The following is a 21,800-nucleotide window of genomic DNA, read 5'->3' on the forward strand; positions in this document are numbered from 1 at the left end:
ACAAACCGTCCTCAACCATCCAGCTCGGCAAGGGCTTCGTCGAGCACGCGCCGCAGCCGCAGCGCGTCCGGCGCGAGCGCGCTGACGAGTACGGCGGGCCCGGCGAGCGGAGTGAGCGCGGCGGTCTCCCCCAGCACCTTCGGCCCGGGCATCCGATCGGCGAACTCCGGTCTTACGACGACGAGTTGCCCCAACGCACGAAACCCGCCCAGCACGGCGGGCCCGTCCCAGCCACCGGGCGCCCCCGGCCCGCACCCCACCTGCTGATCGAGCAACGGCCGCCCGCCCGACCACACACCGAGCCGGCTGGTGAGCCGTCCGGGCTCCTCCCCCACCCGTCCGAGCACCTGCTCCTCCCGGAACACCAACCGCGCCCCGACGCCGAGTTCGACCCGCGTCGACGCCCACAGATCACTCCCCTGGGCGGAGATCAACTGCTCCGGCAGCCACCGCAGTTCGCCTCCGGCGGCGACATCGATCCGTACGTCGTAACGGGCCTCCCCCTTGGCCTGCCCCGGCAACGCGATCGTCGCGGCGGCCGACCCGACGCGCAGCCGGGCCCCCTCGCCGACCTCCGCCTCGACGGCGAACCGGTCCCCGCCGAGCGGCCCGCTCATGGCCCCGACCAGCATGACCCGCGCCTCGTCGCCACTCCCCCGAGTGCGGCGCAACGCCAGGGGCCCGTCGCTCTCCAGCACGGGCAGGGCCGTGCCGCCCCGCCCGTCGACGCGGGCCGCGATCCGTGCGGTGGCCTTGACCCCGGCGGTCCCCCTGACCCCGGCGGTACCCGTGCCCCCGTCCGCCCCCGCCTCTCCTGCCGTCCTCATGCCGTCCACGCCACGAGCTTCTCCCGCACCCACGCGGCGACTTCCCCGACCCCGGCCTCACTCCGCAACGACTGGAACACCACCGGCAGCTCCGCCCGCTGCGCCTTCGCGTCCGCGGCCATCCGGGCGAGGTCGGAACCGACGTACGGCGCGAGGTCGGTCTTGTTGACGACCAGCAGGTCGGCCGTGGTGACCCCGGGCCCGCCCTTGCGCGGGATGTCGTCCCCACCGGCCACGTCGATGACGAAGATCTGCGCGTCGACGAGCCCCTTGGAGAAGGTCGCGGTGAGGTTGTCACCCCCGGACTCGACGAGAATGAGATCGAGCGGTCCGACCTCGTCCTCCAGGTCCTCGACGGCCTCCAGGTTCGCGGAGATGTCGTCCCGGATGGCCGTGTGCGGGCACGCCCCCGTCTCCACGGCAGTGATCCGCTCGGGCGGCAACACGGCTTCGCGCAGCAGGAACTCGGCGTCCTCCCGCGTGTAGATGTCGTTCGTCACCACAGCGAGCGACAACTCGTCCCGCAGGACCTGGCAGAGGGCGGCGACGGTAGCGGTCTTGCCCGACCCGACGGGCCCGCCGAGCCCGATACGCAGGGCGCGCCGACTGCCGTCGGGCCGGTGCGCGTCGGCACTCACGGCGGAGGGGCCGTCGTGGGAATGAGCGTGATCGAGATGCATGAATACGGCTCCTTGTTCGACTGCGGGGCGCGGGAGGGCTCGGGCGGCACGGTTGTACGGCGGGTGCGGGTGGGCGGGGGCTGTTCGCGCAGTTCCCCGCGCCCCTGAAAAGCAGGGGCTGCGCCCCTTTGCTTTTCGGCCCGCAAGGACCGTAGGCCTTTAGGGGCGCGGGGAACTGCGCGAGAAGCCCCACCGGACCCGCACCTGGGGGTCGAAGGGGCGCAGCCCCTGGATGGGGGCACCTCCCGCTCGAGCGAAGCCGAGAGTGGGGGAGGGACGGGTAGGGGCGGCGGGGGCGAAGAGAACTCAGGACGCGAACAACCGCACAGGCCAAGCCGCATGCACCTCCGCACTGATCTCCAACAGCGGCGCGGAAGCCGCAGGCAGACTCCCGACCCCTCCGCCCCCCACTCCCCGCGCCGCATCGACCGCCGCCCCCACCACCACATCCATCTCGGGAGCCAACCGCGCCAACACCCGGGTCGCATCGAACGGATCAAGACTCAACAACCGCACCGTCGCACTCGTCGCCCCGCTCACACTCTCGTACACGGAGCAGTACGCCGCGTCGTCCGGCCCCAACCCGGCCGCCCTGGCCACCACCCCCAACACGACAGGCTGATGCGCCCCCTTGGGGAACTCCCGTGCCAGCGCGTCCAGTTCCTCCGACGGCCAGGTCGCCCGCGCCGCCCGCATCAACTGCCGCCCCAGCCTCCGCGAAGCGACCCGCAGGGCGATGGACGGCGTCCGGGCATCGGCGGCGGCGTCCAGGGCCGACGGATCCACCCCGAGCGCGGCCGCGGCGGCCAGCGCCGCCGACACCAGCCCCGCCGTGTGCAACCGCCCCCGGCAGAACGCCTCCAGCCCCTCCGCCCCGGTGATCAGCCCGGCCTTGACGGCCGCCTCGGCCCCGCCGGAGTGCGCGTGCCCTCCGGCGGGGAAGCGGCCGTCGGCCAGGACGAGAAGCGCTGCCCTAGACAACCCGGCTCCCGGACATGAGGCATCGCGACGCGGACATCACGCATCCCACCTCGGCCATCAGAAGAGGAAGTACCGCTGTGCCATGGGAAGTTCGGCGGCCGGTGTGGCCTCCACCAACTCCCCGTCGATGTGCACGGCGAAGCTGTCGGGGTCGACACGCACCTCGGGCCGCGCGTCGTTCTCGCGCATGTCGGCCTTCGTGACGCCACGGGTCGACTCGATGGCGACGAACCGCTTTCCCAGCGAGAGCCGCTCGGGCAGCCCGTCCTCGATGGCGAGCGGTGCCACGAAGTTGAACGAGTTCGAGGCGGGCGCCCGCCCGATGGCCCCGTACATGGGACGCGGGAGGATCGGCTGCGGGGTGGGGATGGAGGCGTTCGCGTCGCCCATCTGCGCGTACGCGATCTGCCCGCCCTTGATCACGAGGTGCGGCTTGACGCCGAAGAACGCGGGCTCCCAGACGACGAGGTCGGCGAGCTTACCCGTCTCGACGGAGCCGATCTCGCGGGCGAGCCCCTGTGCGAGGGCGGGGTTGATCGTGTACTTGGCGACATATCGACGTACCCGGTGGTTGTCCGCCCGCCCGTCACCCGGCAGCGCACCCCGCCGCCGCTTCATCACATGGGCCGTCTGCCAGGTCCGCAGGATGACCTCACCCACCCGGCCCATGGCCTGGGCGTCCGACGAGATGATCGAGATCGCGCCCAGGTCGTGCAGGATGTCCTCGGCCCCGATGGTGGAAGGCCGGATACGGGACTCCGCGAACGCGAGATCCTCCGGCACGGCCGCGTTCAGGTGGTGGCAGACCATCAGCATGTCGAGGTGTTCCTCGGCGGTGTTGACGGTGTAGGGCCGGGTCGGGTTGGTGGAGCTGGGCAGGACGTGCGGCTCGGAGACCACGGTCATGATGTCGGGCGCGTGCCCGCCGCCGGCGCCCTCGGTGTGGTACGCGTGGATGCCGCGTCCGGCGATGGCGGCGAGGGTGTCACCGACGAACCCGGCCTCGTTCAGGGTGTCCGTGTGGATGGCGACCTGGATGCCGGTCCGTGCGGCGACGGTCAGCGAGGCGTCGATGACGGCCGGGGTCGAACCCCAGTCCTCGTGCAGCTTGAGGCCGAGGGCCCCGCCCCGGATCTGGGACAGCATGGCCTCGTGCGAGACCGTGTTGCCCTTGCCGAGGAAGCCGATGTTGAGCGGGTACTGCTCCATCGCCTCCAGCATCCGGGCGAGGTGCCAGGGGCCGGGGGTGACGGTGGTGGCCTTAGAGCCCTCGGCGGGTCCCGTACCGCCGCCGACCAGCGTCGTGACACCGGACGACAGTGCCTCGTCGGCGATCTGCGGACAGATGAAGTGGACGTGGGCGTCGACGCCACCGGCGGTGACGATCCGCCCGTTGCCCGCGATGATCTCCGTCTCGGGGCCGATGACCAGGTCGGGGTGGATCCCGTCCATGGTGTCGGGGTTGCCGGCCTTGCCGATGCCGGTGATCCGGCCGTCGCGGATACCGATGTCGGCCTTGACGATGCCCCAGTGGTCGATGATCACCGCGCCGGTGACGACCGTGTCCGGGGTGCCCTCTGCGCGCGTAGCACGCGACTGGCCCATGGATTCGCGGATGACCTTGCCGCCGCCGAACACGGCCTCGTCACCGGCGAGTCCGGGCCCGCCGGAACGGTCCTCCTCGATCTCGACCAGCAGATCGGTGTCGGCGAGCCGGATGCGGTCACCGGTGGTGGGGCCGAACAGGTCGGCGTACGCGGCACGCGAGATCTCAGGCATCGAGGGCACCTCCGGTCTCCCCGCGCAGGCCGGGCACGACACGGGCGCCGGTGAGCGGGACGAGTTCGACGTCGACGGGGATCCCGGGCTCGAAGCGCACGGCGGTGCCGGCGGCGACGTTCAGCCGCTTGCCGCGCGCGGCGGCGCGGTCGAACTCCAGGCCGGGGTTGGCCTCGGCGAAGTGGTAGTGGGAGCCGACCTGGACGGGCCGGTCGGCGGCGTTGAGAACGGTGAGCCGGGTGACCTCACGGCCCTCGTTGTAGACGATCGGGTCCTCGGCGAAGAGGATCTCTCCGGGAATCATCGAGCCCCCTCAGACGATCGGGTCGTGGACGGTGACGAGCTTGGTGCCGTCCGGGAAGGTCGCCTCGACCTGAACGTCGTGGATCATCTCGGGGATGCCCTCCATGACGTCGTCCCGGGTGAGCAACTGCCGCCCGGACGCCATGAGTTCGGCGACCGTACGGCCGTCCCGCGCGCCTTCGAGGATGTGCGCGGTGATGAGCGCGACGGCCTCGGGGTGGTTCAGCTTCAGCCCGCGGGCCCGGCGCTTCTCCGCCACGTCGGCCGCCACATGGATCAGCAGCCTCTCCTGCTCGTGCGGGGTCAGTTGCACGGCGTCCACCTCACATCCTCGCTCCGGACCGTGCGGGGTCCGGTTGCCTCGCCACCGGGCAAATTCGCTGGTGGCGTGGCCGCAGGCTAATTGGGCGGCGTTTCGGCGACGTTAACCGGACCGTGATCCACGTGCGTCGTTCCGCCGCGAAGCGGTTCGGCCCCCTAAGGAGAACCATGTCCGCCCCGCCCGCTGCACCCACCTCGGCCCAGGCCACAGACACAGGCGCGGGCACCACCCCCGCCCCCGCCGGCGGCGGCGCGGCGGCCCCGGCCCTCTCGCACTCGATACCCCCGAGCCGCCGCATGGCCGCGGTCATCGTCCTGATCCCGATCATCGCGGCGCTCGCCCTCTGGGCCTTCGCCTGGCCCAACGCCCGCACCGCGCCCCGCGACCTGCCGCTCGGCGTGGCCGGACCGGCCACCGCCACCGCCCAGGTCGAGCGGCAGCTGCATCAGCGGGAGGGGGCCTTCGAGATCCACCACTACGCCGACGAGGCGGCCGCCCGGGACGCGATCGAGGACCGGACCGTATACGGCGCGGTGGTCGTCACCCAGGCCGGACCCAAGCTGCTCACCGCCTCGGCCGCGAACCCGATGGTCGCCCAGTTGCTGCAGCAGGCCGTGACCCAGCAGGCCGCCGAGGAGGGCGTCCGGGTGATGTCCGCCGACGTGGTGGCCACCCCGGCGAACGACCCGCGGGGCTCGGCCATCGCTTCGAGCGTGCTGCCGCTGGCTCTGGCCGGCACCGCCTCCGGCGCCGCGGTCACCCTGCTCGTACTGCGCCGGGGGCGCGCGGCCGCCGCGCTGGTCGGGGCCGCCGCCCTCGTCGGGATCGTCGCACCGCGATCGCGGACAGCTGGCTGGGCGTGCTCGGTGGGAACCAGTGGGCCGAGGCCGGCGTGCTGAGCCTGGCGACACTCGCCGTCGGTGCCACCGTGGCCGGCTTCGCCGCGCTGCTCGGCAGGGCGGGCATCGGTCTGGGCGCCCTGCTGACCGTGTTCCTCGGCAACCCGTTCGCGGGCGCCTCCACGGCACCGCGGATGCTCCCCGAACCGGTGGGGGCGCTCGGCCAGTTCCTCCCGCCGGGTGCGGGTGCGTCACTGTTGCGCTCGGTGTCCTTCTTCGACGGCGCAGCCGCTCTCACGCCGGCCCTCGTCCTGACCACGTGGGCGGCCTTCGGCCTGGCGGCGGTCCTCCTGGGTGACCTGCTCAAGCGCCGCCCGAAGCCCACCGAGCGGGCCACGGCCGCACCGACCCCGGACCCGGCCCCGGCGCACTGACCCACCACCGAAGCCGAGCCAGCCACCACCCCCGGACCGCCCCACCACCCTGACCGGCCGCGCGCCCCCGCTGTGGCGGACGGGGGCGCACGGCCTCTCGGTCCCTATGAAGCCCCCGGCCCCCGATGCTCCGCCGCGATGCCGAACCGCTGCTGCTCCCTGGGCGTCGGCGTGCCCTCACGGACTCGGGAGACGGCGCTGATCACCGGCTCGTCCACGGGTTCCTGGAGGGCTTCGAGCTGCTCCAGGTCGGCGGCGGAGACCAGGGCGACGAGGGGCTTCCCGTGCCGCGTCACGACGACGCGCTCGCCGCCGTAGACCACGCGGTTGATCAGATCGGCGAGCTCAGCCCTGGCTTGCGTCACCGGAATCTCGTAGGCCATGAAGCCCAGCTTAGACCGGGCGCCGCGCGCCGCCCCGAGCGGAAGATCCCATTCTGCTCCGCGACGATCTCTCCGTTCGTACGATCGGGCTGGCCCTCCCGCAGGAGGCGTCCATGACAACCGAACAGAGGGGGATCCATGTCCAGCTTTTCCAGGCGTTCGCTGCTCGGGTACTCGGGATCGGCGGCGGCGGGGGCGGTACTCGCGTCGGGCGGGACGGCGCAGGCGGCTTCGACGGTGGGCGCGAGCACCGCGGTGGGCGCGAGCGCCGAGAGCGAGGCGGCAGCGGTGGAGTTCCCGCCCGGCACCGAGTTCTCGGGGAATTCCAGTCTGAGCGTGGAGGACGAGGATGCCTACTACTACCTGAAGATCGGGTTCACGTTTGAGATCTCCGGATGGAACGGCGACACGCCACCAGCGGAGAATGTCGTCACGCCCGCCGAGATCGCGAGCGCCCTGTCCGCGATCGCGGTCTCGAAGGGCTGGCCCCCGATCACCTTCTCGGGCAGACCCGCCCCCGTGGCCATCAACTGAGTTCCCCGCCCCGCGCTCCTCGGAGCCCCGGACCACCTCGGTCCGGGGCTCCGTCCTTTTCCTCTTCCTTCGGCTCCCCTCCCCATCACCTCGTACGTCCTGTACATTCTGTACAGAAATCGATCAGAGGAGGCGCGCCCCATGCCCGCGAACCGACCCTCGGCCCGTCATGTGCTGCCCGAGTTCACCGAGCGCACCAGTGCGGGTCACCGAACGATGGATCCGTACGCGAAGTTGCTGGAAGAACGGATCGTGTTCCTCGGGACGCAGATCGACGACACGTCGGCGAACGACGTGATGGCGCAGTTCATGCACCTCGAGTACCAGTCGCCGGACCGCGACATCTCGCTGTACATCAACTCGCCGGGCGGCTCGTTCAGCGCGATGACAGCGCTCTACGACACGATCCGGTTCGTCACCTGTGACGTGGAGACCACCTGTCTGGGACAGGCGGGGTCGGCCGCCGCGGTGCTGCTGGCGGCGGGCACACCGGGCAAGCGGTTCATGCTGCCGGGGGCACGCGTACTGATCCACCAACCGGCGGTGGCCGACCGGATCGAGGGACAGGCGAGCGATCTGGCGATCCGAGCCGAGGAGCTGATGCGCAACCGCCGGAAGCTGGAGGAGATGCTCGTCCGGCACACGGGCCAGAGCCCCGAGCGGATCAGTGCCGACATCGAGCGGGACAAGTTCCTCGACGCCGAGGCGGCGGTGGAGTACGGCCTGGCGGACCGGGTGGTCCCGAGCCGCAGGACCTCGCCCACGCTCCCCGGCGCGAGGTGAGCCACCGATGCTCCCACCCGAACTGCCGCCGCTGCCCGCGCTCACGCGCGCCGAGGCGGAGCTGATCGACCGTTACCTGGACGTGGTCGACCTGGTCGGCCGGATCAATCCGGCGCGCCCGGGCGACACGTACCGCGGGTTGCGTGCGGCGCAGGCGCTCGTCGCCAAGGCGACCGCTCTGCGCGACGCGCTCGAACTGATGCACAGGAGCGGGGAGAACGAGGTGCACGCCCCGACGCTCGCGCGCGCCCTGCGGGTCCTCGACGGAAAGCGGCGGGCGGGCCTGGTGGCGCTGCCCCCGGAGCCGGAGGGCTGGCCCGCCTGAACCGATCCCGGGCCGCTCTCCGTACTACTGACGGGGCGTCCGGCCCGGGCTTCGCTCCCTCCGGACGGCCTACCGCGATCGACCCATCGGCCCATACGTCGTGAGGACCTGTGAAGTTGCACAACGCGCCCGCTACGCGGTCGGAATGCACTGTTCCGGTGCTGGTGCGGACCTCCTCGAACACGTGGACACAACAGCCGAAATCATTCTGTCCACCCGAACGGGTGAGTGGTGAGTAAGACCACAAATCCATGGTTCCGTTGGGATTTTCGGACGTTCGTGCGTCAAGATCCCTTCCTGACGACAAGCCCCCGCCGCAGCGGCGGGGCGATCCGGGTGGACGCCGAGTCCTGCCGCCGCCCGGATGACCGGTCGACAGGAGTGCATCGGCAGGAGTGGAGGACCCAGGCACGACGGGTCGCCGGAACGGTCAAGCCATGACCGCGCCGAGCAGCCCTTGGGGTGAAGCCGCGTCAGCGGCCGGGCAACTTTGTCAGCCCGAATCCGACAGGTCATCCTTCACAGGCGGCTGACGAAGGGTTGCGCATGTCTGCGCTGAATCGTGTCCCGTCGCTGTTGACCCGGGCCGGCACGGCCTCGGCTCTCACCATCGCCGCAGTGAGCGGCAGCATCGTGGTACCGGGCGTCGCATCCGACGCCGAGGCCGCCACCGTGGCGTCGAAGGCACTCAAGGTCGCGGCTTCCAAGAAGGGCTCCCCTTACAAGTACGGCGCCACGGGCCCGGGCAGGTTCGACTGCTCAGGGCTGACGCTCTACTCGTTCAAGAAGGCGGGCAAGAAGCTGCCCCGTACTGCTCAGCAGCAGTACAACAAGACGAAGCACATCTCCGCGAGCAGCCGCAAGCTCGGAGACCTCGTCTTCTTCCACTCGGGATCGAGCGTCTACCACGTCGGTATCTACGCGGGGAAGGGAAAGATCTGGCACTCGCCGAAGACGGGTGACGTCGTCCGGCTGCAGAAGCTCTGGACGAAGAACGTCTGGTACGGCCGGGTCCGCTGACCCACCGTCGGGGGCGGCGGATCTCTCCGCCGCCCCCGACGGGCGTGCGACGGGCCTTTCTGGTTACCCGCTCGTCCGTGGCCGACGCACGCACCCGCCCCGCACGCGACGAGACACCCCTCGAACGCGCCGACCGCGACTCTCCGAGCTGCTCCAGGAGTTGCGGGTCCCCCAGACCGGGGGAGAGGTCCTCTTCGCGTTCCTGCCGACGCCGGCCTTCACTCCGCGCTTCCCGGACCTGGACTCCGTCCAGCGCGCCACCTACGTCACCACCCTGGTGCCGGCGGTCCTCGCGGCGGCGCTCTGCACCGCCCCGGCCGCCCTGCCCCGCTCGCTCTTCCAGCAGAACACCGAAACCCCGGACGTGGCACTCGGCCGAACGGACGACGCGGTCGCCAGTGGAGAGCCCTGTCAGGTCTCCTGCGGACCGCCTGCCCCGACCGGCTGCACGGGGGCCGTCCAAGGAAGTTCGATCGCCACCGTCTTGCCGCCCTCCCGTGTGGGTCTGACGCTCAGCCTGCCGCCGCACTCGGCGGTCAGCCAGCGGATGATGACCATGCCCCGGCCGTTGTCCTGCTGGACGGCGGCCGGCAGCCGTTTGGGAAAGCGTGGATGACTGTCGGTGACGCCGATGCGCAGGTGCTCGTCCCGGTCGAGTGCCATGTCCACGGTGAAGGTGGGCGACTGACCGAGCGTGTGCTGGACGGCGTTGGTGGCGAGTTCGGACACGATCAGGCGCACGGTGTCCGCGGTGTCCGTGTCGCCCGGCAGGCCCCATTCGGCGAGCACACTGGCGACGTAGTTCCGGGCGGCGGACACCGAGGCGGGATCGCTCGGCAGAGTGACGGATGCTTCCAGGTGATCTGCCATGGCGAGACGTCCCTTTCCCACGGGACCGGTGTCCGACAGGGAGCGGATGGTTCGACTACGGTCCCGGACTGGTGCTTCGCGCCAGACTGCCACTACCTGGGCTGTCACGGGTGGCGATCCACCAAGATATGCATATATCTGTCGCTCGAAGCGGTGAACTATCCGACGGCCGACCGTATTCGGGTGGGGCCTTCGTCCATCCTCTGTCGTCACCCCGACTTCGCGCGCCGGACGGAAGGAGAAACCCATGCAGTACGGTCCGGCGGTCCGCCGCCGCAAGCTCGGCGCCGAGTTGCGTGTACTGCGCACCCGTTCCGCGCTCACCAGTATCGAGGCGGCCCATCGCGTGGGCTGGCACCAGTCCAAGGTGAGCCGGATCGAGACGGGCGCCAGCGGGGTGAAGCCCGCGGACGTCCGCAAGCTGCTGGACGCGTACGGAATCGACGACACGGAGTTACGGGAGCTGCTCCTGGCGTTGGCGGGCTCCGAGGACGGCGGCGGGCGGCACAACTGGTGGCATGCGTACCGGGGCGTACTGCCGCCGACGTACCGGGACTTCATCAGTCTGGAGTCGCAGGCCGGGGGGATGCGGACGCTGGAGACCTCGGTGGTGCCGGGGCTGCTGCAGATCCCCGAGTACGCGCGGGCGGTGACGCGGGCCGCGGTGGAGGGGCTGGAAGACGACAAACTCGACGCGCTCGTGGAAGTACGGCTCGCGCGGCAGGAGGTGCTGCGCGGGAACCCGCCGATGGAGCTGAGCGCCGTGCTCGACGAGGGCGTTCTCCGGCGCGAGGTGGGCGGTCCCGAGATCATGGCCCGGCAGCTGGGCCGTCTGGTCGAGGCGGCGCGGCTTCCTCAAGTGCGACTGCAGGTACTGCCGTTCACTGCCGGGGCGCACATCGGCGTCACGGGTCCTTTCGTAATTTTCTCATTTCGGAGCACATCCGATCTGGACGTGGTTGTTCTCGACCACTTGACGAGTAGCCTCTATCTCGAACGGAAAGAAGACCTCAAGGCGTATGTCGAGGCCTTCAACACCCTTCAGATCCACGCCCTTTCGCCCGAGGACTCGTTGGATTACATCGCCGGGCTAGCCGCCGGCGCGTAAGGAGGCACCATGTCCGCACTGCCTCGGAACGTAACCACCAGTACCGAACTGCGCGGAGTGCGATGGCTGCGCAGCAGCCGCAGCACGGGAATGAACAACTGCGTGGAGACGGCCCGTCCCGGGTCCGGCCGCTGGGCCGGACTGGTGGCCGTACGCGACTCGAAGAACACGGCGGGGCCCGCCCTGCTGTTCGACCCCGAGGTCTGGGAGGGATTCATCACCACGCTGCGGTGACCACCACCGACAGCGCCCGCACTTCCGCTTACGGCGACGCTCGGCCGGGACGCCGACTCACGGTCGCGTATCGCCGATGATCCCCACGGCTCGGTCGATCTGCCCCTCCGTGAGATCCGCGCGGGCGGTCAGCCGCAGCCTCGACACGCCGTCCGGCACGGACGGTGGGCGGAAGCAGCCGACGGCGAGACCCGCCGCCCGGCAGTCCGCCGCCCACCGCACCGCCTGTTCCGGCGACAGCGCGCGCACGGACACCACGGCGGCGTCGGGCCGCACCGCTTCATGGCCCGACGCCGTCAGCCGTGTGTGCAGCTCCCTCGCCACCTCGCGGGCCCGCGCGGCCCGCTCCGGCTCACGGCGCAGCAGCCGGAGCGCGGCGAGCGCCGCACCCGTCGCGGCCGGGGCGAGACCCGTGTCGAAGATGAACGTCCGGGCCGCGTTGACCAGGTGGTCGATGACGTGCGCCGGGCCGAGGACGGCACCGCCCTGGCTGCCCAGCGACTTCGACAGCGTGACCGTCACGACCACGTCGGGGTCGCCCGCGAGCCCCGCCGCGTGCGGCGCGCCCCGGCCCCCGTCACCCAGGACGCCGAGCCCGTGCGCGTCGTCCACGACGAGCCCGGCGCCGTACTCCCGGCAGGCGGCGGCCAGTCCGGCCAGTGGGGCGGCGTCACCGTCCACGGAGAACACCGTGTCGGAGACGGCGACGGCAACCTCCTGGCCCCCGGTGCCCAGCGCCTTGCGGACGGCGTCGGGGTCGGCGTGGGCCACGACCTGGGTGGTGCCCCGGGCCAGTCGGCAACCGTCGATGAGGGAGGCGTGGTTGCCCGCGTCCGAGACGATCAGGGAGCCGTGCGGCGCGAGCGCGGTGACGGCGGCGAGGTTGGCCGCGTAGCCGGAGGAGAAGACGAGGGCGGCCTCGAAGCCGCAGAAGTCGGCCAGTTCCCGCTCCAGCTCGCCGTGCAGCTCGGTGGTGCCGGTGACCAGCCGGGAGCCGGTGGCCCCGCCGCCCCACCGGCGCGCGGCCTCGGCGGCCCCCTCGGTGATCTCGGGGTGCCGGGCCAGACCGAGGTAGTCGTTGCTCGCGAGGTCGAGGAGCGGCGAGTCGGCGGGGCGGGGGCGCAGGGTGCGTACGAGCCCGGCCCGGCGGCGTGCCGACGCCTGCTCGTCGATCCAGCCGAACGCCATGGGTCCTCCGGGGGTGGTGGGGGCAGCCCGCGGCGCCGGCCTGTCGTGGGACGGCGCGGCGGGGGCATTTGTAGGCAGTGCACAGACACTAATGGCACGGTCGGCCGCCCACGATGTGGCAATACCCACACGTCGAACCCACTCTGTTGTCCGAACTCTCCTTGGCCGGGAGCGGCCTGGTAGGACAGGATCGGCTCTCATGGACCTGCTGAACACGCTGGTGGACAAGGGGCTCCGGCGCGAGCCGCTGAGCCGTGCCGAGGCGCTCGCCGTCCTCGGCACCTCCGACGACGAGCTGTTGGACGTGGTGGCCGCGGCCGGGAAGGTGCGCCGGCACTGGTTCGGGCGCCGGGTGAAACTGAACTATCTGGTCAACCTCAAGTCCGGTCTGTGTCCCGAGGACTGCTCCTACTGCTCGCAGCGGCTCGGCTCGACCGCCGGCATCCTCAAGTACAGCTGGCTCAAGCCCGACGAGGCCTCCGAGGCCGCCGCGGCCGGGCTCGCCGGGGGCGCCAAGCGGGTCTGCCTGGTGGCCTCCGGGCGCGGTCCGACCGACCGGGACGTGGACCGGGTCTCCGACACCATCAAGACCATCAAGGACCGACACGAGGGCGTAGAGGTGTGCGCCTGCCTCGGTCTGCTCTCCGACGGCCAGGCCGAACGCCTGCGCGAGGCGGGCGCGGACGCCTACAACCACAACCTGAACACGTCCGAGGCGACGTACGGCGAGATCACGACGACGCACACGTACGCCGACCGCGTCGACACCGTCCAGAAGGCGCACGCGGCGGGCCTGTCGGCCTGCTCGGGCCTGATCGCGGGCATGGGCGAGAGCGACGAGGACCTGGTCGACGTGGTCTTCTCCCTGCGCGAACTCGACCCGGACTCGGTACCGGTCAACTTCCTGATCCCGTTCGAGGGCACCCCCCTCGCCAAGGAGTGGAACCTCACCCCGCAGCGCTGTCTGCGGATCCTGGCGATGGTGCGGTTCGTCTGCCCCGACAGCGAGGTGCGAATCGCGGGCGGCCGCGAGGTCCATCTCCGTACGATGCAGCCGCTCGCCCTGAACCTGGCCAACTCGATCTTCCTCGGCGACTACCTCACCAGCGAGGGCCAGGCCGGCAAGGCCGACCTGGAGATGATCGCTGACGCCGGCTTCGAGGTCGAGGGCACCGATCAGGTGACCCTGCCGGAGCACCGGGCGACCGTGTCCGCCGGCGGGGGCTGCGGGTCCCGGGAGAGCGCCGGGTGCGGGTCGCACGAGGGTGGCGGCTGCGGGTCGCACGAGGACGCGGGCGCGGGCTGTGGGTCGCACGCGGGGGGCGGGGTGTGCGGTTCCGCCGCCGAGGCCCCGGCCGTCGAGACCCCGGCGGGCGAGGCGCGAACGGATCTGGTGGCCGTACGCCGTCGGGGCGCCGGAACGGATCTCGCGCCCAATGCCTGACCTGCCCCGTCCGACCGTGCCCGAACTGTTGGAGCTCGACCGGCGGCACGTGTGGCATCCGTACGGGCCCATGCCGGGCCGGCAGGAACCGCTCGTCGTGAAGTCGGCGAGCGGGGTCCGGCTGCAGCTCGCGGACGGCTCGGGCGAACTGGTCGACGGCATGTCGTCGTGGTGGTCGGCGATCCACGGCTACAACCACCCCGTCCTCAACGAGGCGGCACGTGAGCAGCTCGGCCGGATGAGCCACGTCATGTTCGGCGGGCTCACCCATGAGCCCGCCGTGCGGCTGGCGAAGCATCTTGTCGACATGTCGCCCGAAGGCCTGGAGCATGTCTTCCTCGCCGACTCGGGGTCGGTCTCCGTCGAGGTCGCGGCCAAGATGTGCCTGCAGTACTGGCGTTCGCTCGGCCGCCCCGGCAAGCAGCGGCTGCTGACCTGGCGCGGCGGCTACCACGGCGACACCTGGCAGCCGATGTCGGTGTGCGACCCGGAGGGCGGGATGCACGAGCTGTGGCAGGGCGTCCTGCCCCGGCAGGTGTTCGTGGACGCGCCGCCGGTCGCGTACGAGGAGTCGTACGCGGAGCTGCTGCGTTCGGCGATCGAGCGGCACGCCGACGAGCTGGCCGCCGTGATCGTGGAGCCCGTGGTGCAGGGCGCGGGCGGGATGCGGTTCCACTCCCCCGCGTATCTGCGGGTGCTGCGCGAGGTGTGCGACGCGCACGACGTGCTGCTGGTGTTCGACGAGATCGCGACCGGGTTCGGGCGTACGGGCGCGTTGTTCGCGGCGGACCACGCGGCGGTGACGCCGGACGTGATGTGTGTCGGCAAGGCACTGACCGGCGGTTATATGACCATGGCGGCGGCGCTGTGCACCGCCCGGGTGGCCGACGGGATCTCACGGGGCGAGGTGCCGGTGCTGGCCCATGGGCCCACCTTCATGGGCAACCCGCTGGCGGCGGCCGTCGCCTGTGCCTCGATCGAGCTGCTGCTCGGCCAGGACTGGCTCGCGGAGGTCAAGCGGATCGAGGCGGGGCTGCGGGACGGGTTGGCGCCGGCGCGTGAGGTGCCGGGGGTGAGGGACGTACGCGTCCTCGGCGCGATCGGGGTCGTGCAGCTGGACCGCCCGGTGGACATGCGGGCGGCCTCGGCGGCCGCCGTTCGCGAGGGCGTGTGGCTGCGTCCCTTCCGCGATCTCGTCTACACGATGCCGCCGTACGTCACGGGCGACGAGGACGTGGCACGGATCGCGCGCGCGGTGTGCGCGGCGGCGACGGCGGGATGACGGAGGAAGGTGACATGACGGTCCTGGTGATCACGGGGACGGGCACGGAGGTCGGCAAGACGATCACCACGGCGGCCGTCGCGGCGGTGGCCGTGGCGGCCGGCCGGTCCGTGGCCGTGCTCAAGCCCGCGCAGACGGGTCTGCGGCCGGACGAGCGCGGCGACGCGGACGAGGTGGCCAGGCTCGCGGGCACCGTGACCGTCCGCGAACTCGCCCGCTATCCCGAGCCGCTGGCTCCCGCGACCGCCGCGCGACGCTCCGGCCTGCCCCCGGTGCACCCGGAGGACGTGGCCGAGGCGGCGGCCAAACTCGCCGTCGACCACGACCTGGTGCTGGTCGAGGGCGCGGGAGGGCTCCTCGTCCGCTTCGACGAGGCGGGCGGCACGCTGGCGGACACGGCCCGGCTGCTCGGCGCGCCGGTGCTGCTGGTCGCCTCGGCGGGGCTGGGGACGCTGAACACGACCGAGCTGACCTCCCGTGAACTCCGGGTGCGTGAGGTGGAGTTGGCGGGTGTCGTGATCGGCAGCTGGCCCAAGGCCCCCGATCTGGCGTCCCGTTGCAACCTGGCGGACCTGCCGGTGGTGGCCGACGCACCGCTGCTGGGGGCGGTTCCCGCGGGGGCGGGGAGGTGGGAACCGGCCGACTTCCGGGCGAGGGCCGCCGACTGGCTGGCACCGGGGCTGGGTGGCGTATGGGATGCCGCCGCGTTCACGGCACGGCAGAGCGCCGCTGCGTCCTGAGGCCGGGCCGCGCCCCGAAAGGGGCGCGGGGAACTGCGCGACCAGCCACGACGAATCCGCGGTCGACACAAGTCAGCACCCCTACGGCTCCGTTTGCTCCCCAAGCAGCCTCACCAACTCGATCCTCGACCTGATCCCCAACCGGGAGAACACCCCCCGCAGATGGTGGTCGATCGTGCGCGGGCTCAGGAGCAGCCTCGCGGCGATCTCCCGGTTGGTCGCGCCGTCCGCGGCCATGCGGGCGATCATGAGCTGCTGGGCCGTCAACCGGGTCGCGAGGGCCTCCGCGGCCGGGGCGGTGGAGGCGCGCTCGCCGAGGGCGCGGAGTTCGGCGCGGGCCTGGGCCGCGGAGTGCGGTGAGCCGAAGTGGTCGAAGGCCTCCAGGGCACTGTGGAGCCGGTCGCGGGCCTCGGTGCGGTTGCGCAGGCGCCGCAGGGCGCTGCCGAAGAGCAGTTCGGTGCGGGCGCGTTCGAAGTCGCGGGTGCCTGAGGCGTGCAGGTCGAGGGCCGCCCGGTAGTGCTCGACCGCCTCCTCCCCGGTGGCGAGCAGCGCGCGGCAGCGGGCGCTGAGGGCGAGGTCGTCGGCGCTGCGGACGGTGCGGGCCCAGCGGTCGTAGTCGGCGTGCGCGGCGCGGGCCACCCGGGTGTCGCCTGTGCGGACGGCGGCCTCGACGTAGTGCGGGGTGGCGATGTGCCGGATGGCCCGGTGCCCGTGCCCGGGACCGAAGCCGGCGAGCGCGCGGAGGCGGGCGGCCGAGGCGGCGTACCGGCCGGTGCTCAGGTCGAGGAAGGCGAGGGCGAACATGGCGAGGGCGGCGGGCAGTCCGAGGCCGCGTTCCAGGGCGTAGGCGCGGGCGGACTCGGCGCGCTCCCGGCAGACCTGCTCGTCGCCGGTGACGGCGGCGAACATCGCGAGGGCTGCCTGGAGGTGGCAGGCCCCGTTGTCCTGTCCGGTGGCGTACGCCTGGCGCAGGGCGTCGAGGGCGGCGGCCTCGGCGGCCTTGGGGCGCCCGGTCCAGAACTCGGCGTAGGCCCGGAACTCCATGGCCTGCGGCACGGTCACCGTCTCACCCCTGGCCCGTGCGGAGGCGGCGGCGCGGGCGGTGGCGGTGACAGCGCGGGTGTGGTCGCCGAGGAGCAGGGCGGCGATCCCGGAGTGGATCAGCTGGGTGGGGTCGCCACCGGGACCGCAGCGCCCGGCGGCGGCTTCGAGGACATCCCGGGCGTCGTCGTACCGTCCCTCGAACGCCGCGGCGAGGGCGCCGAGGGTGCTGGGCGGCAGGATGCCGAGTCCGTCGGCGACGGCGGCGGCCTCCCGGCAGCGGCGCAGGTCACCGGTGTAGATGGCGGCCTCGGTGGCTCGTGCCAACAGATGGGCAGCCCTGTCCGTGGTGTGGTCGCCGACGTGCCGGACGCTGGCGGTGAGCAGGGCGTCGAAGGCCTCGGCCGCGTTTCCGGCGCGTAGGGCGAGCAGTCCGGCGAGGGCGTCGTCGTCGGTCGCGGCGACGAGGCGGCGGGCGCGGTCGCCGTCGCCCGCCTGCCAGGCCTCGGCGGCCGCCTGGGCGAGCAGGGGCATGCGTTCGGCCGGTTCGGGGGTGAGGCCGGCGGCGCGTTCGGCGAGGGCGGAGGCCAGGGTGGGGTCGCCGATGGCACGTGCCACCCGTGCCGCCAGGCGCAGTTCGGCGGCGAGGCGGCGGCTGGGGCCGAGGGCGGCGGCGGCCCGGTGCCAGGACCGGCCGGGTCTCTCGCCCTCGCCGCTGAGGACGGCGGCGAGGAGGCGATGGGCCTCGCGCCGGTCGGCCATGGACGCGGACTCGTACACGGCGATCCGGGTCCAGGCGTCCCGGAAGACGATGCCCTGGGCCGTGGCGTGCGCGAGGCCCGCGGCCTCCGCCGTGTCGAGGGGGCGGGTGTCGAGCCGGGCCGAGGTGACGGCGCGCGCGTAGGCGTGGGTCGGGACCGGGTGCTGGTCGGCGGCGGCGAGGAGCAGCAGGAACCGGGTGTCGTCGGGCAGGGCCCGTACGTCCCGCCGGTGGGTCCGCAGCAGGGCGGGGGCCAGCGACAGGGGCTCGGCGGGGAGCGGGTCGAGTCCCGTGAGCTGGCGTGGGGTCAGGGCGGCGGCGAGTTCCGCGGCGGCCCGCGGGTCGCCGTGGGCGGCGTGCAGCAGGCGTACGCGCACGCCTTCGGACAGCGTGGGCACGGCGGCCGACGCTGCGTCCGGGCTCGACCACACGTTCGTGGGGGGCGGTGGCGAGCGATGCGGAAGTCGTGGGGGGTTCACCGGAGTCACCACACCCATCACGTTACTTGCGAGTTAACCGACCAGTAAAGACCGGCGATTTCGCCGATGCGGCGCGCGTAGACCCCCCTGACACTCCGAACGAACCCCACCCGTTTCAGGAGGCACCATGCAGCGCCGCATGCGCCGTATCGCCACGGCCCTCGGGACCGTGACCACCACGCTCCTTCTGTCGCTCTCCTTCTCCGCGCCTTCCGCTCAGGCCGCGACCCACAACCCCGTCGTCTTCGTACACGGTCTGAGCAGTTCGTCCGGCACCTGGGACGACTGGATCTCGTACTTCAAGGCCGACGGCTACACGTCCTCGGAGCTGTACTCCTGGTCCTACGACTGGGGCCAGTCCAACGTCACGACGGCCGCGCAGCTCAAGACGAAGATCGAGAGTGTGCGCGCCGCGACGGGCGCCTCCAAGGTCGACGTGGTCGTCCACTCGATGGGCGCGCTCAGCTCCCGGTACTACCTCAAGAACCTGGGCGGAACGGCGTACGTGGACGACTTCGTCTCCACGGCCGGCGTGAACCACGGGACGACCGTCGCCGGCTGGTGCCGGTGGCTCTACACGTCCTGTGGCGAGATGTACACCGGCAGCTCGTTCCTGACCGCGCTGAACTCCGGTGACGAGACACCGGGCAGTGTGTCGTACGCCAGCTACTGGTCGAACTGCGACGACGCGCTCACCCCGGACACGTCCGCGATCCTCAGCGGCGCGACGAACGTCGAGGTCGGCTGCGTCGCGCACAACGAGATGAACAACGACGAGGGGATCTACGAGCAGGTCCGGGCCTTCATCGCCTGACCCTCCCGGCTCAGCACTCGTACGTCCCGTGCCCGTCGCGCGGCCTCCTCCCCAGGGCCGCGCGACGGGTGAGCCGTTCCCGCTCCGGGCCGCGACGGATGAGCCGTTCCCGCTCCGGGCCGCGACGGATGAGCCGTTCCCGCTCCGGGCCGCGACGGGTGAGCCGGTGCTTCCCGGGGGACAATCGCGGTATCTGCCGTCCGCTTCGGGAGGTCCTCATGGCCCGCGCCCGCGCCGCGAAGGACGCCGTGCACCACCCCCTCTTCGCCCGGTTCTACGCCAGACTGAGCGTGTCGGCGGAGCCGAGGATCGGCCCTCTGCGCGACGAACTGCTCGCCGGGCTCTCGGGCCGGGTCATCGAGATCGGCGCCGGAAACGGGCTGAACTTCGCGCGCTTCCCGAGCACGGTCTCGGAGGTGGTGGCGATCGAGCCGGAGCACTCCCTGCGGCAGTTGGCCCTGGAGGCCGCCCTGCGCGCCGAGGTGCCCGTGGACGTGGTGCCGGGCGCGGCGGAGGCGCTGCCGGTCAAGAGCGAGGGGTTCGACGCGGCCGTCGTGTCGCTGGTGCTGTGCAGTGTGCGGGACGTACGGCGCTCGCTGAGCGAGGTGCGCCGGGTGTTGCGTCCCGGCGGTGAGCTGCGGTTCTTCGAGCACGGCCGGGGCGGCGGACGGGCCATGCGGACGGCCCAGCGGGCGCTGGACGCCTCGGTGTGGCCGCTGCTGTTCGGCGGCTGCCATGTGTCCCGCGACCCGGTCGGCGCGATCCGGGCCGCCGGGTTCGAGGTCGGGGCGGTCCGGGAGGTCCTGGTGCCCGAGAACGGGCCGCGGCTGCCCAGTTCCTACTGTGTGGTGGGCCGGGCGCGACGTCCCGAACTCGGCGACGGCGAGAGCTGACGCGTGTGCGGGGCCCGCCTCACAGGCTCCACTGGCGCAGCTCCCGCGTGATGGCGTGCACGGTGGCCTCGCCGCTCTTGACCAGTCTGGCCAGTTCGCGCACCTGCTCGGCGGAGGTGACGACCTTGACGCCGCTGGCCACCAGGTAGCCGTAGGCGACGGCGGAGGCGAACAGCGCGTTGGAACGCTCCAACGCGGGGACGTGCATGAGCAGTTGGAGGAGCGCGGCGGCCCGGGCGTGCGGGGTGTCGTAGACGGGGACGTCGAAGATCTCGGCCTCGTGCCGGGCGACGGCCGCGACGAGGGCGCCCCAGTCGGTGACCTGGGGGTCTCCGGGCGTCTTCTGTTCGGCGACCATCAGGAGCCAGGCGAGGTCGATTCTGAGCTGGCTCAAGGGATCAGTGACGTCCCTCGCGCCGGCCTTCGAGCTCCGCGCCGAACTCCTCGACGAAGACCGCCTCGTACTGCTTCATGAAGTCGGCGGCGGACTCGACGAAGGTGTGGCCCGCTTCGCCGGCGTCCTGCCGGACCAACTCCTCGATGTACCGGTTCACACTCATCCCGCGCTCCAGGGCTCGTTCACGGGCCGCTCGGGCCGTGTCCTCGTCCACCCGGACATTCAGCTGAGTCTTGGCCATGACTCGACGCTAGCGCCGGAGTGCTAGCGAGGCAAGGGCGCCTTTCCCCCGATACCCCGAGTGCGCCGTCCGCGCCGCCCCTGAGACCCCACCTTGCGTGCCCCTTACATCGATACCGGATGCCCGACCTGCGACGGAGACGGCCTCGGACTTCGGGGGGATTCCTGCTGTGCCCTGAGTCACACTAGGCTCGGCCGGGAAACGCCCGGAATTCGAACTGGTTCGAGCCTGGAGGCCGTTTTGTCCACTGCTGCCGCTGAGCACACCCTCGGCCGCGCGGAAGCCGACGGCATCGCCGCCCGCGCCCGGGGCCTGACGAAGGCGTACGGCTCGGGCGAGACGACGGTGCTCGCCCTCGACTCGGTCGACGTGGACATCGCGCGCGGCCGCTTCACCGCGGTCATGGGCCCCTCGGGCTCGGGGAAGTCCACGCTGATGCACTGTCTGGCGGGGCTCGACACCGTCTCGGCCGGACAGGTGTGGCTCGGGGACACCGAGATCACCGGCCTCAAGGACCGCGATCTGACGCGGCTGCGCCGGGACCGGATCGGCTTCATGTTCCAGTCCTTCAACCTGATCCCCACGCTGAACGCGGCCGAGAACATCACCCTGCCCATGGACATCGCGGGCAAGAAGCCCGACGAGAAGTGGCTGGACCAGGTCATCGACACCCTCGGGCTGCGGGACCGGCTCAGGCACCGGCCGTCCCAGCTCTCCGGCGGCCAGCAGCAGCGCGTCGCCTGTGCCCGCGCGCTCGCCTCCCGGCCCGAGCTGATCTTCGCCGACGAGCCGACCGGCAACCTCGACTCCCGCGCCGGGCTCGAAGTACTGGGCTTCCTGCGCGAGGCGGTCGACCAACTGGGCCAGACGGTCGTCATGGTCACCCACGACCCGGGCGCCGCCGCCCACTCCGACCTGGTGCTCTTCCTCGCCGACGGCCGGATCGTGGACCGCATGGAGCGGCCCACGGCCGAGGCCGTCCTGGAACGCATGAAGCGGTTCGACACGATCCGGGCGACGTTCGACGGCGAGAGCGCCCCCACCGGTGCACCGGCCGACGGGCCCACCGGCGAGTCCATCGACCTCGACAAGGACTGAG

Annotated in this window: 24 protein-coding genes, 2 pseudogenes and 1 riboswitch; of the genes and pseudogenes, 14 read left to right on the forward strand and 12 right to left on the reverse strand. The window is 71.9% G+C overall.

What is annotated here, in order from left to right; genetic code table 11:
- Window positions 1-11: 11 nt before the first annotated feature.
- The 6 genes from OG202_RS08370 to OG202_RS08395 all read right to left on the reverse strand — a co-directional run bounded on the left by OG202_RS08370 (window position 12) and on the right by OG202_RS08395 (window position 4,883).
- Window positions 12-827, reverse strand: a complete 816-nt coding sequence (locus OG202_RS08370; RefSeq protein ID WP_326584341.1) for an urease accessory protein UreD — start codon at window positions 825-827, stop codon at window positions 12-14.
- Window positions 824-1,507, reverse strand: coding sequence for an urease accessory protein UreG (gene ureG / locus OG202_RS08375; RefSeq protein WP_326584340.1), 684 nt, complete (start codon window positions 1,505-1,507; stop codon window positions 824-826). Before ureG ends, OG202_RS08370 begins: the two co-directional genes overlap by 4 nt.
- Before the next feature lie 306 nt (window positions 1,508-1,813).
- Window positions 1,814-2,488 carry an urease accessory protein UreF gene (locus OG202_RS08380; protein ID WP_327730752.1) on the reverse strand — a complete coding sequence of 225 codons (675 nt, stop codon included), beginning with the start codon at window positions 2,486-2,488 and terminating at the stop codon, window positions 1,814-1,816.
- Between the two features lie 57 nt (window positions 2,489-2,545).
- On the reverse strand, window positions 2,546-4,267 hold the full coding sequence (locus tag OG202_RS08385; RefSeq protein ID WP_326584338.1) for an urease subunit alpha: 1,722 nt from the start codon (window positions 4,265-4,267) through the stop codon (window positions 2,546-2,548).
- On the reverse strand, window positions 4,260-4,571 hold the full coding sequence (locus OG202_RS08390) for an urease subunit beta (protein WP_055523895.1): 312 nt from the start codon (window positions 4,569-4,571) through the stop codon (window positions 4,260-4,262). Before OG202_RS08390 ends, OG202_RS08385 begins: the two co-directional genes overlap by 8 nt.
- Window positions 4,572-4,580: 9 nt before the next feature.
- Window positions 4,581-4,883: an urease subunit gamma gene (locus tag OG202_RS08395; RefSeq protein WP_037705202.1), complete on the reverse strand. Its 303-nt coding sequence runs from the start codon at window positions 4,881-4,883 to the stop codon at window positions 4,581-4,583.
- Between the two features lie 305 nt (window positions 4,884-5,188).
- Here OG202_RS08395 and OG202_RS08400 point away from each other — a divergent pair.
- Window positions 5,189-6,165 (forward strand): annotated as a pseudogene (locus OG202_RS08400) (ABC transporter permease).
- A 104-nt stretch (window positions 6,166-6,269) separates the two neighbouring features.
- Here OG202_RS08400 and OG202_RS08405 read toward each other — a convergent pair.
- Window positions 6,270-6,548, reverse strand: a complete 279-nt coding sequence (locus OG202_RS08405; RefSeq protein WP_326584336.1) for a type II toxin-antitoxin system Phd/YefM family antitoxin — start codon at window positions 6,546-6,548, stop codon at window positions 6,270-6,272.
- A 138-nt stretch (window positions 6,549-6,686) separates the two neighbouring features.
- Between OG202_RS08405 and OG202_RS08410 the strand changes: the two genes are divergently transcribed.
- From OG202_RS08410 to OG202_RS08430, 5 genes and pseudogenes are all read left to right on the forward strand, one after another.
- Window positions 6,687-7,082 (forward strand): hypothetical protein, encoded by a 396-nt coding sequence (locus tag OG202_RS08410; protein WP_327730751.1) that lies wholly within the window; start codon window positions 6,687-6,689, stop codon window positions 7,080-7,082.
- Between the two features lie 141 nt (window positions 7,083-7,223).
- Entirely contained in the window at window positions 7,224-7,865 is a 642-nt protein-coding gene (locus OG202_RS08415; RefSeq protein ID WP_327730750.1) for an ATP-dependent Clp protease proteolytic subunit, read from the forward strand.
- Window positions 7,866-7,872: 7 nt separating this feature from the next.
- Complete coding sequence (locus OG202_RS08420; RefSeq protein WP_328222559.1) at window positions 7,873-8,190, forward strand: hypothetical protein; 318 nt, start codon at window positions 7,873-7,875, stop codon at window positions 8,188-8,190.
- 372 nt (window positions 8,191-8,562) lie between these two features.
- Window positions 8,563-8,733: riboswitch (cyclic di-AMP (ydaO/yuaA leader) on the forward strand.
- A 3-nt stretch (window positions 8,734-8,736) separates the two neighbouring features.
- A complete protein-coding gene (locus tag OG202_RS08425) occupies window positions 8,737-9,210 on the forward strand; it encodes a C40 family peptidase (RefSeq protein WP_326584332.1) in 474 nt (157 codons plus the stop codon).
- A gap of 77 nt (window positions 9,211-9,287) precedes the next feature.
- Window positions 9,288-9,565 (forward strand): annotated as a pseudogene (locus tag OG202_RS08430) (DUF6328 family protein); the annotation flags it as partial.
- Window positions 9,566-9,621: 56 nt separating this feature from the next.
- On the opposite strand, the gene OG202_RS08435 reads toward OG202_RS08430, so the two are convergent.
- Entirely contained in the window at window positions 9,622-10,080 is a 459-nt protein-coding gene (locus OG202_RS08435) for an ATP-binding protein (protein ID WP_326584331.1), read from the reverse strand.
- Between the two features lie 247 nt (window positions 10,081-10,327).
- On the opposite strand from OG202_RS08435, the gene OG202_RS08440 reads away from it, so the two are divergent.
- Both OG202_RS08440 and OG202_RS08445 read left to right on the forward strand, forming a co-directional pair.
- Complete coding sequence (locus tag OG202_RS08440; RefSeq protein ID WP_327730748.1) at window positions 10,328-11,188, forward strand: helix-turn-helix domain-containing protein; 861 nt, start codon at window positions 10,328-10,330, stop codon at window positions 11,186-11,188.
- 9 nt (window positions 11,189-11,197) lie between these two features.
- Window positions 11,198-11,422: a DUF397 domain-containing protein gene (locus tag OG202_RS08445; protein WP_327730747.1), complete on the forward strand. Its 225-nt coding sequence runs from the start codon at window positions 11,198-11,200 to the stop codon at window positions 11,420-11,422.
- 57 nt (window positions 11,423-11,479) lie between these two features.
- Here OG202_RS08445 and OG202_RS08450 read toward each other — a convergent pair whose 3' ends face one another.
- Window positions 11,480-12,610, reverse strand: coding sequence for an 8-amino-7-oxononanoate synthase (locus OG202_RS08450; RefSeq protein ID WP_327730746.1), 1,131 nt, complete (start codon window positions 12,608-12,610; stop codon window positions 11,480-11,482).
- 199 nt (window positions 12,611-12,809) lie between these two features.
- Here OG202_RS08450 and bioB point away from each other — a divergent pair, with 199 nt between their 5' ends.
- From bioB to bioD, 3 genes are read left to right on the forward strand one after another with little or no spacing between them, the layout of a single operon-like run.
- A complete protein-coding gene (gene bioB / locus OG202_RS08455; protein WP_326584327.1) occupies window positions 12,810-14,054 on the forward strand; it encodes a biotin synthase BioB in 1,245 nt (414 codons plus the stop codon).
- Window positions 14,047-15,336, forward strand: coding sequence for an adenosylmethionine--8-amino-7-oxononanoate transaminase (locus OG202_RS08460; RefSeq protein WP_327730745.1), 1,290 nt, complete (start codon window positions 14,047-14,049; stop codon window positions 15,334-15,336). Before bioB ends, OG202_RS08460 begins: the two co-directional genes overlap by 8 nt.
- 14 nt (window positions 15,337-15,350) lie before the next feature.
- Window positions 15,351-16,076, forward strand: coding sequence for a dethiobiotin synthase (gene bioD / locus OG202_RS08465; protein WP_327730744.1), 726 nt, complete (start codon window positions 15,351-15,353; stop codon window positions 16,074-16,076).
- Between the two features lie 81 nt (window positions 16,077-16,157).
- On the opposite strand, the gene OG202_RS08470 is transcribed toward bioD, so the two are convergent.
- Window positions 16,158-18,374 carry a LuxR C-terminal-related transcriptional regulator gene (locus OG202_RS08470; RefSeq protein WP_443052227.1) on the reverse strand — a complete coding sequence of 739 codons (2,217 nt, stop codon included), beginning with the start codon at window positions 18,372-18,374 and terminating at the stop codon, window positions 16,158-16,160.
- Window positions 18,375-18,483: 109 nt separating this feature from the next.
- Between OG202_RS08470 and OG202_RS08475 the strand changes: the two genes are divergently transcribed.
- Together OG202_RS08475 and OG202_RS08480 are read left to right on the forward strand one after the other, a co-directional pair.
- Entirely contained in the window at window positions 18,484-19,170 is a 687-nt protein-coding gene (locus OG202_RS08475; RefSeq protein WP_327730743.1) for an esterase/lipase family protein, read from the forward strand.
- A gap of 218 nt (window positions 19,171-19,388) precedes the next feature.
- Entirely contained in the window at window positions 19,389-20,063 is a 675-nt protein-coding gene (locus OG202_RS08480) for a class I SAM-dependent methyltransferase (protein WP_327730742.1), read from the forward strand.
- Between the two features lie 19 nt (window positions 20,064-20,082).
- On the opposite strand, the gene OG202_RS08485 is transcribed toward OG202_RS08480, so the two are convergent.
- Window positions 20,083-20,457, reverse strand: coding sequence for a fic family toxin-antitoxin system, toxin component (locus OG202_RS08485; protein ID WP_326584322.1), 375 nt, complete (start codon window positions 20,455-20,457; stop codon window positions 20,083-20,085).
- 4 nt (window positions 20,458-20,461) lie between these two features.
- Window positions 20,462-20,701, reverse strand: a complete 240-nt coding sequence (locus OG202_RS08490) for a toxin-antitoxin system HicB family antitoxin (protein ID WP_326584321.1) — start codon at window positions 20,699-20,701, stop codon at window positions 20,462-20,464.
- Window positions 20,702-20,941: 240 nt separating this feature from the next.
- Here OG202_RS08490 and OG202_RS08495 point away from each other — a divergent pair, with 240 nt between their 5' ends.
- Entirely contained in the window at window positions 20,942-21,799 is an 858-nt protein-coding gene (locus OG202_RS08495) for an ABC transporter ATP-binding protein (RefSeq protein ID WP_326584320.1), read from the forward strand.
- Window position 21,800: the final 1 nt, after the last annotated feature.

It is taken from the genome of Streptomyces sp. NBC_00310 (genome assembly GCF_036208085.1).
Classification (GTDB): Bacteria; Actinomycetota; Actinomycetes; order Streptomycetales; family Streptomycetaceae; genus Streptomyces.

Bases quoted from the DNA above. Each gene is read 5' to 3' on its own strand.
- OG202_RS08420 (WP_328222559.1), top strand. From the start codon at position 7,873: ATGCTCCCACCCGAACTGCCGCCGCTGCCCGCGCTCACGCGCGCCGAG.
- OG202_RS08410 (WP_327730751.1), top strand. From the start codon at position 6,687: ATGTCCAGCTTTTCCAGGCGTTCGCTGCTCGGGTACTCGGGATCGGCG.
- OG202_RS08435 (WP_326584331.1), bottom strand. From the start codon at position 10,080: ATGGCAGATCACCTGGAAGCATCCGTCACTCTGCCGAGCGATCCCGCC.
- OG202_RS08480 (WP_327730742.1), top strand. From the start codon at position 19,389: ATGGCCCGCGCCCGCGCCGCGAAGGACGCCGTGCACCACCCCCTCTTC.
- OG202_RS08385 (WP_326584338.1), bottom strand. From the start codon at position 4,267: ATGCCTGAGATCTCGCGTGCCGCGTACGCCGACCTGTTCGGCCCCACC.
- OG202_RS08460 (WP_327730745.1), top strand. From the start codon at position 14,047: ATGCCTGACCTGCCCCGTCCGACCGTGCCCGAACTGTTGGAGCTCGAC.
- OG202_RS08390 (WP_055523895.1), bottom strand. From the start codon at position 4,571: ATGATTCCCGGAGAGATCCTCTTCGCCGAGGACCCGATCGTCTACAAC.
- ureG (WP_326584340.1), bottom strand. From the start codon at position 1,507: ATGCATCTCGATCACGCTCATTCCCACGACGGCCCCTCCGCCGTGAGT.
- OG202_RS08490 (WP_326584321.1), bottom strand. From the start codon at position 20,701: ATGGCCAAGACTCAGCTGAATGTCCGGGTGGACGAGGACACGGCCCGA.
- OG202_RS08440 (WP_327730748.1), top strand. From the start codon at position 10,328: ATGCAGTACGGTCCGGCGGTCCGCCGCCGCAAGCTCGGCGCCGAGTTG.
- bioD (WP_327730744.1), top strand. From the start codon at position 15,351: ATGACGGTCCTGGTGATCACGGGGACGGGCACGGAGGTCGGCAAGACG.
- OG202_RS08445 (WP_327730747.1), top strand. From the start codon at position 11,198: ATGTCCGCACTGCCTCGGAACGTAACCACCAGTACCGAACTGCGCGGA.
- OG202_RS08370 (WP_326584341.1), bottom strand. From the start codon at position 827: ATGAGGACGGCAGGAGAGGCGGGGGCGGACGGGGGCACGGGTACCGCC.
- OG202_RS08470 (WP_443052227.1), bottom strand. From the start codon at position 18,374: ATGGGTGTGGTGACTCCGGTGAACCCCCCACGACTTCCGCATCGCTCG.
- OG202_RS08450 (WP_327730746.1), bottom strand. From the start codon at position 12,610: ATGGCGTTCGGCTGGATCGACGAGCAGGCGTCGGCACGCCGCCGGGCC.
- OG202_RS08405 (WP_326584336.1), bottom strand. From the start codon at position 6,548: ATGGCCTACGAGATTCCGGTGACGCAAGCCAGGGCTGAGCTCGCCGAT.
- OG202_RS08425 (WP_326584332.1), top strand. From the start codon at position 8,737: ATGTCTGCGCTGAATCGTGTCCCGTCGCTGTTGACCCGGGCCGGCACG.
- bioB (WP_326584327.1), top strand. From the start codon at position 12,810: ATGGACCTGCTGAACACGCTGGTGGACAAGGGGCTCCGGCGCGAGCCG.
- OG202_RS08415 (WP_327730750.1), top strand. From the start codon at position 7,224: ATGCCCGCGAACCGACCCTCGGCCCGTCATGTGCTGCCCGAGTTCACC.
- OG202_RS08475 (WP_327730743.1), top strand. From the start codon at position 18,484: ATGCAGCGCCGCATGCGCCGTATCGCCACGGCCCTCGGGACCGTGACC.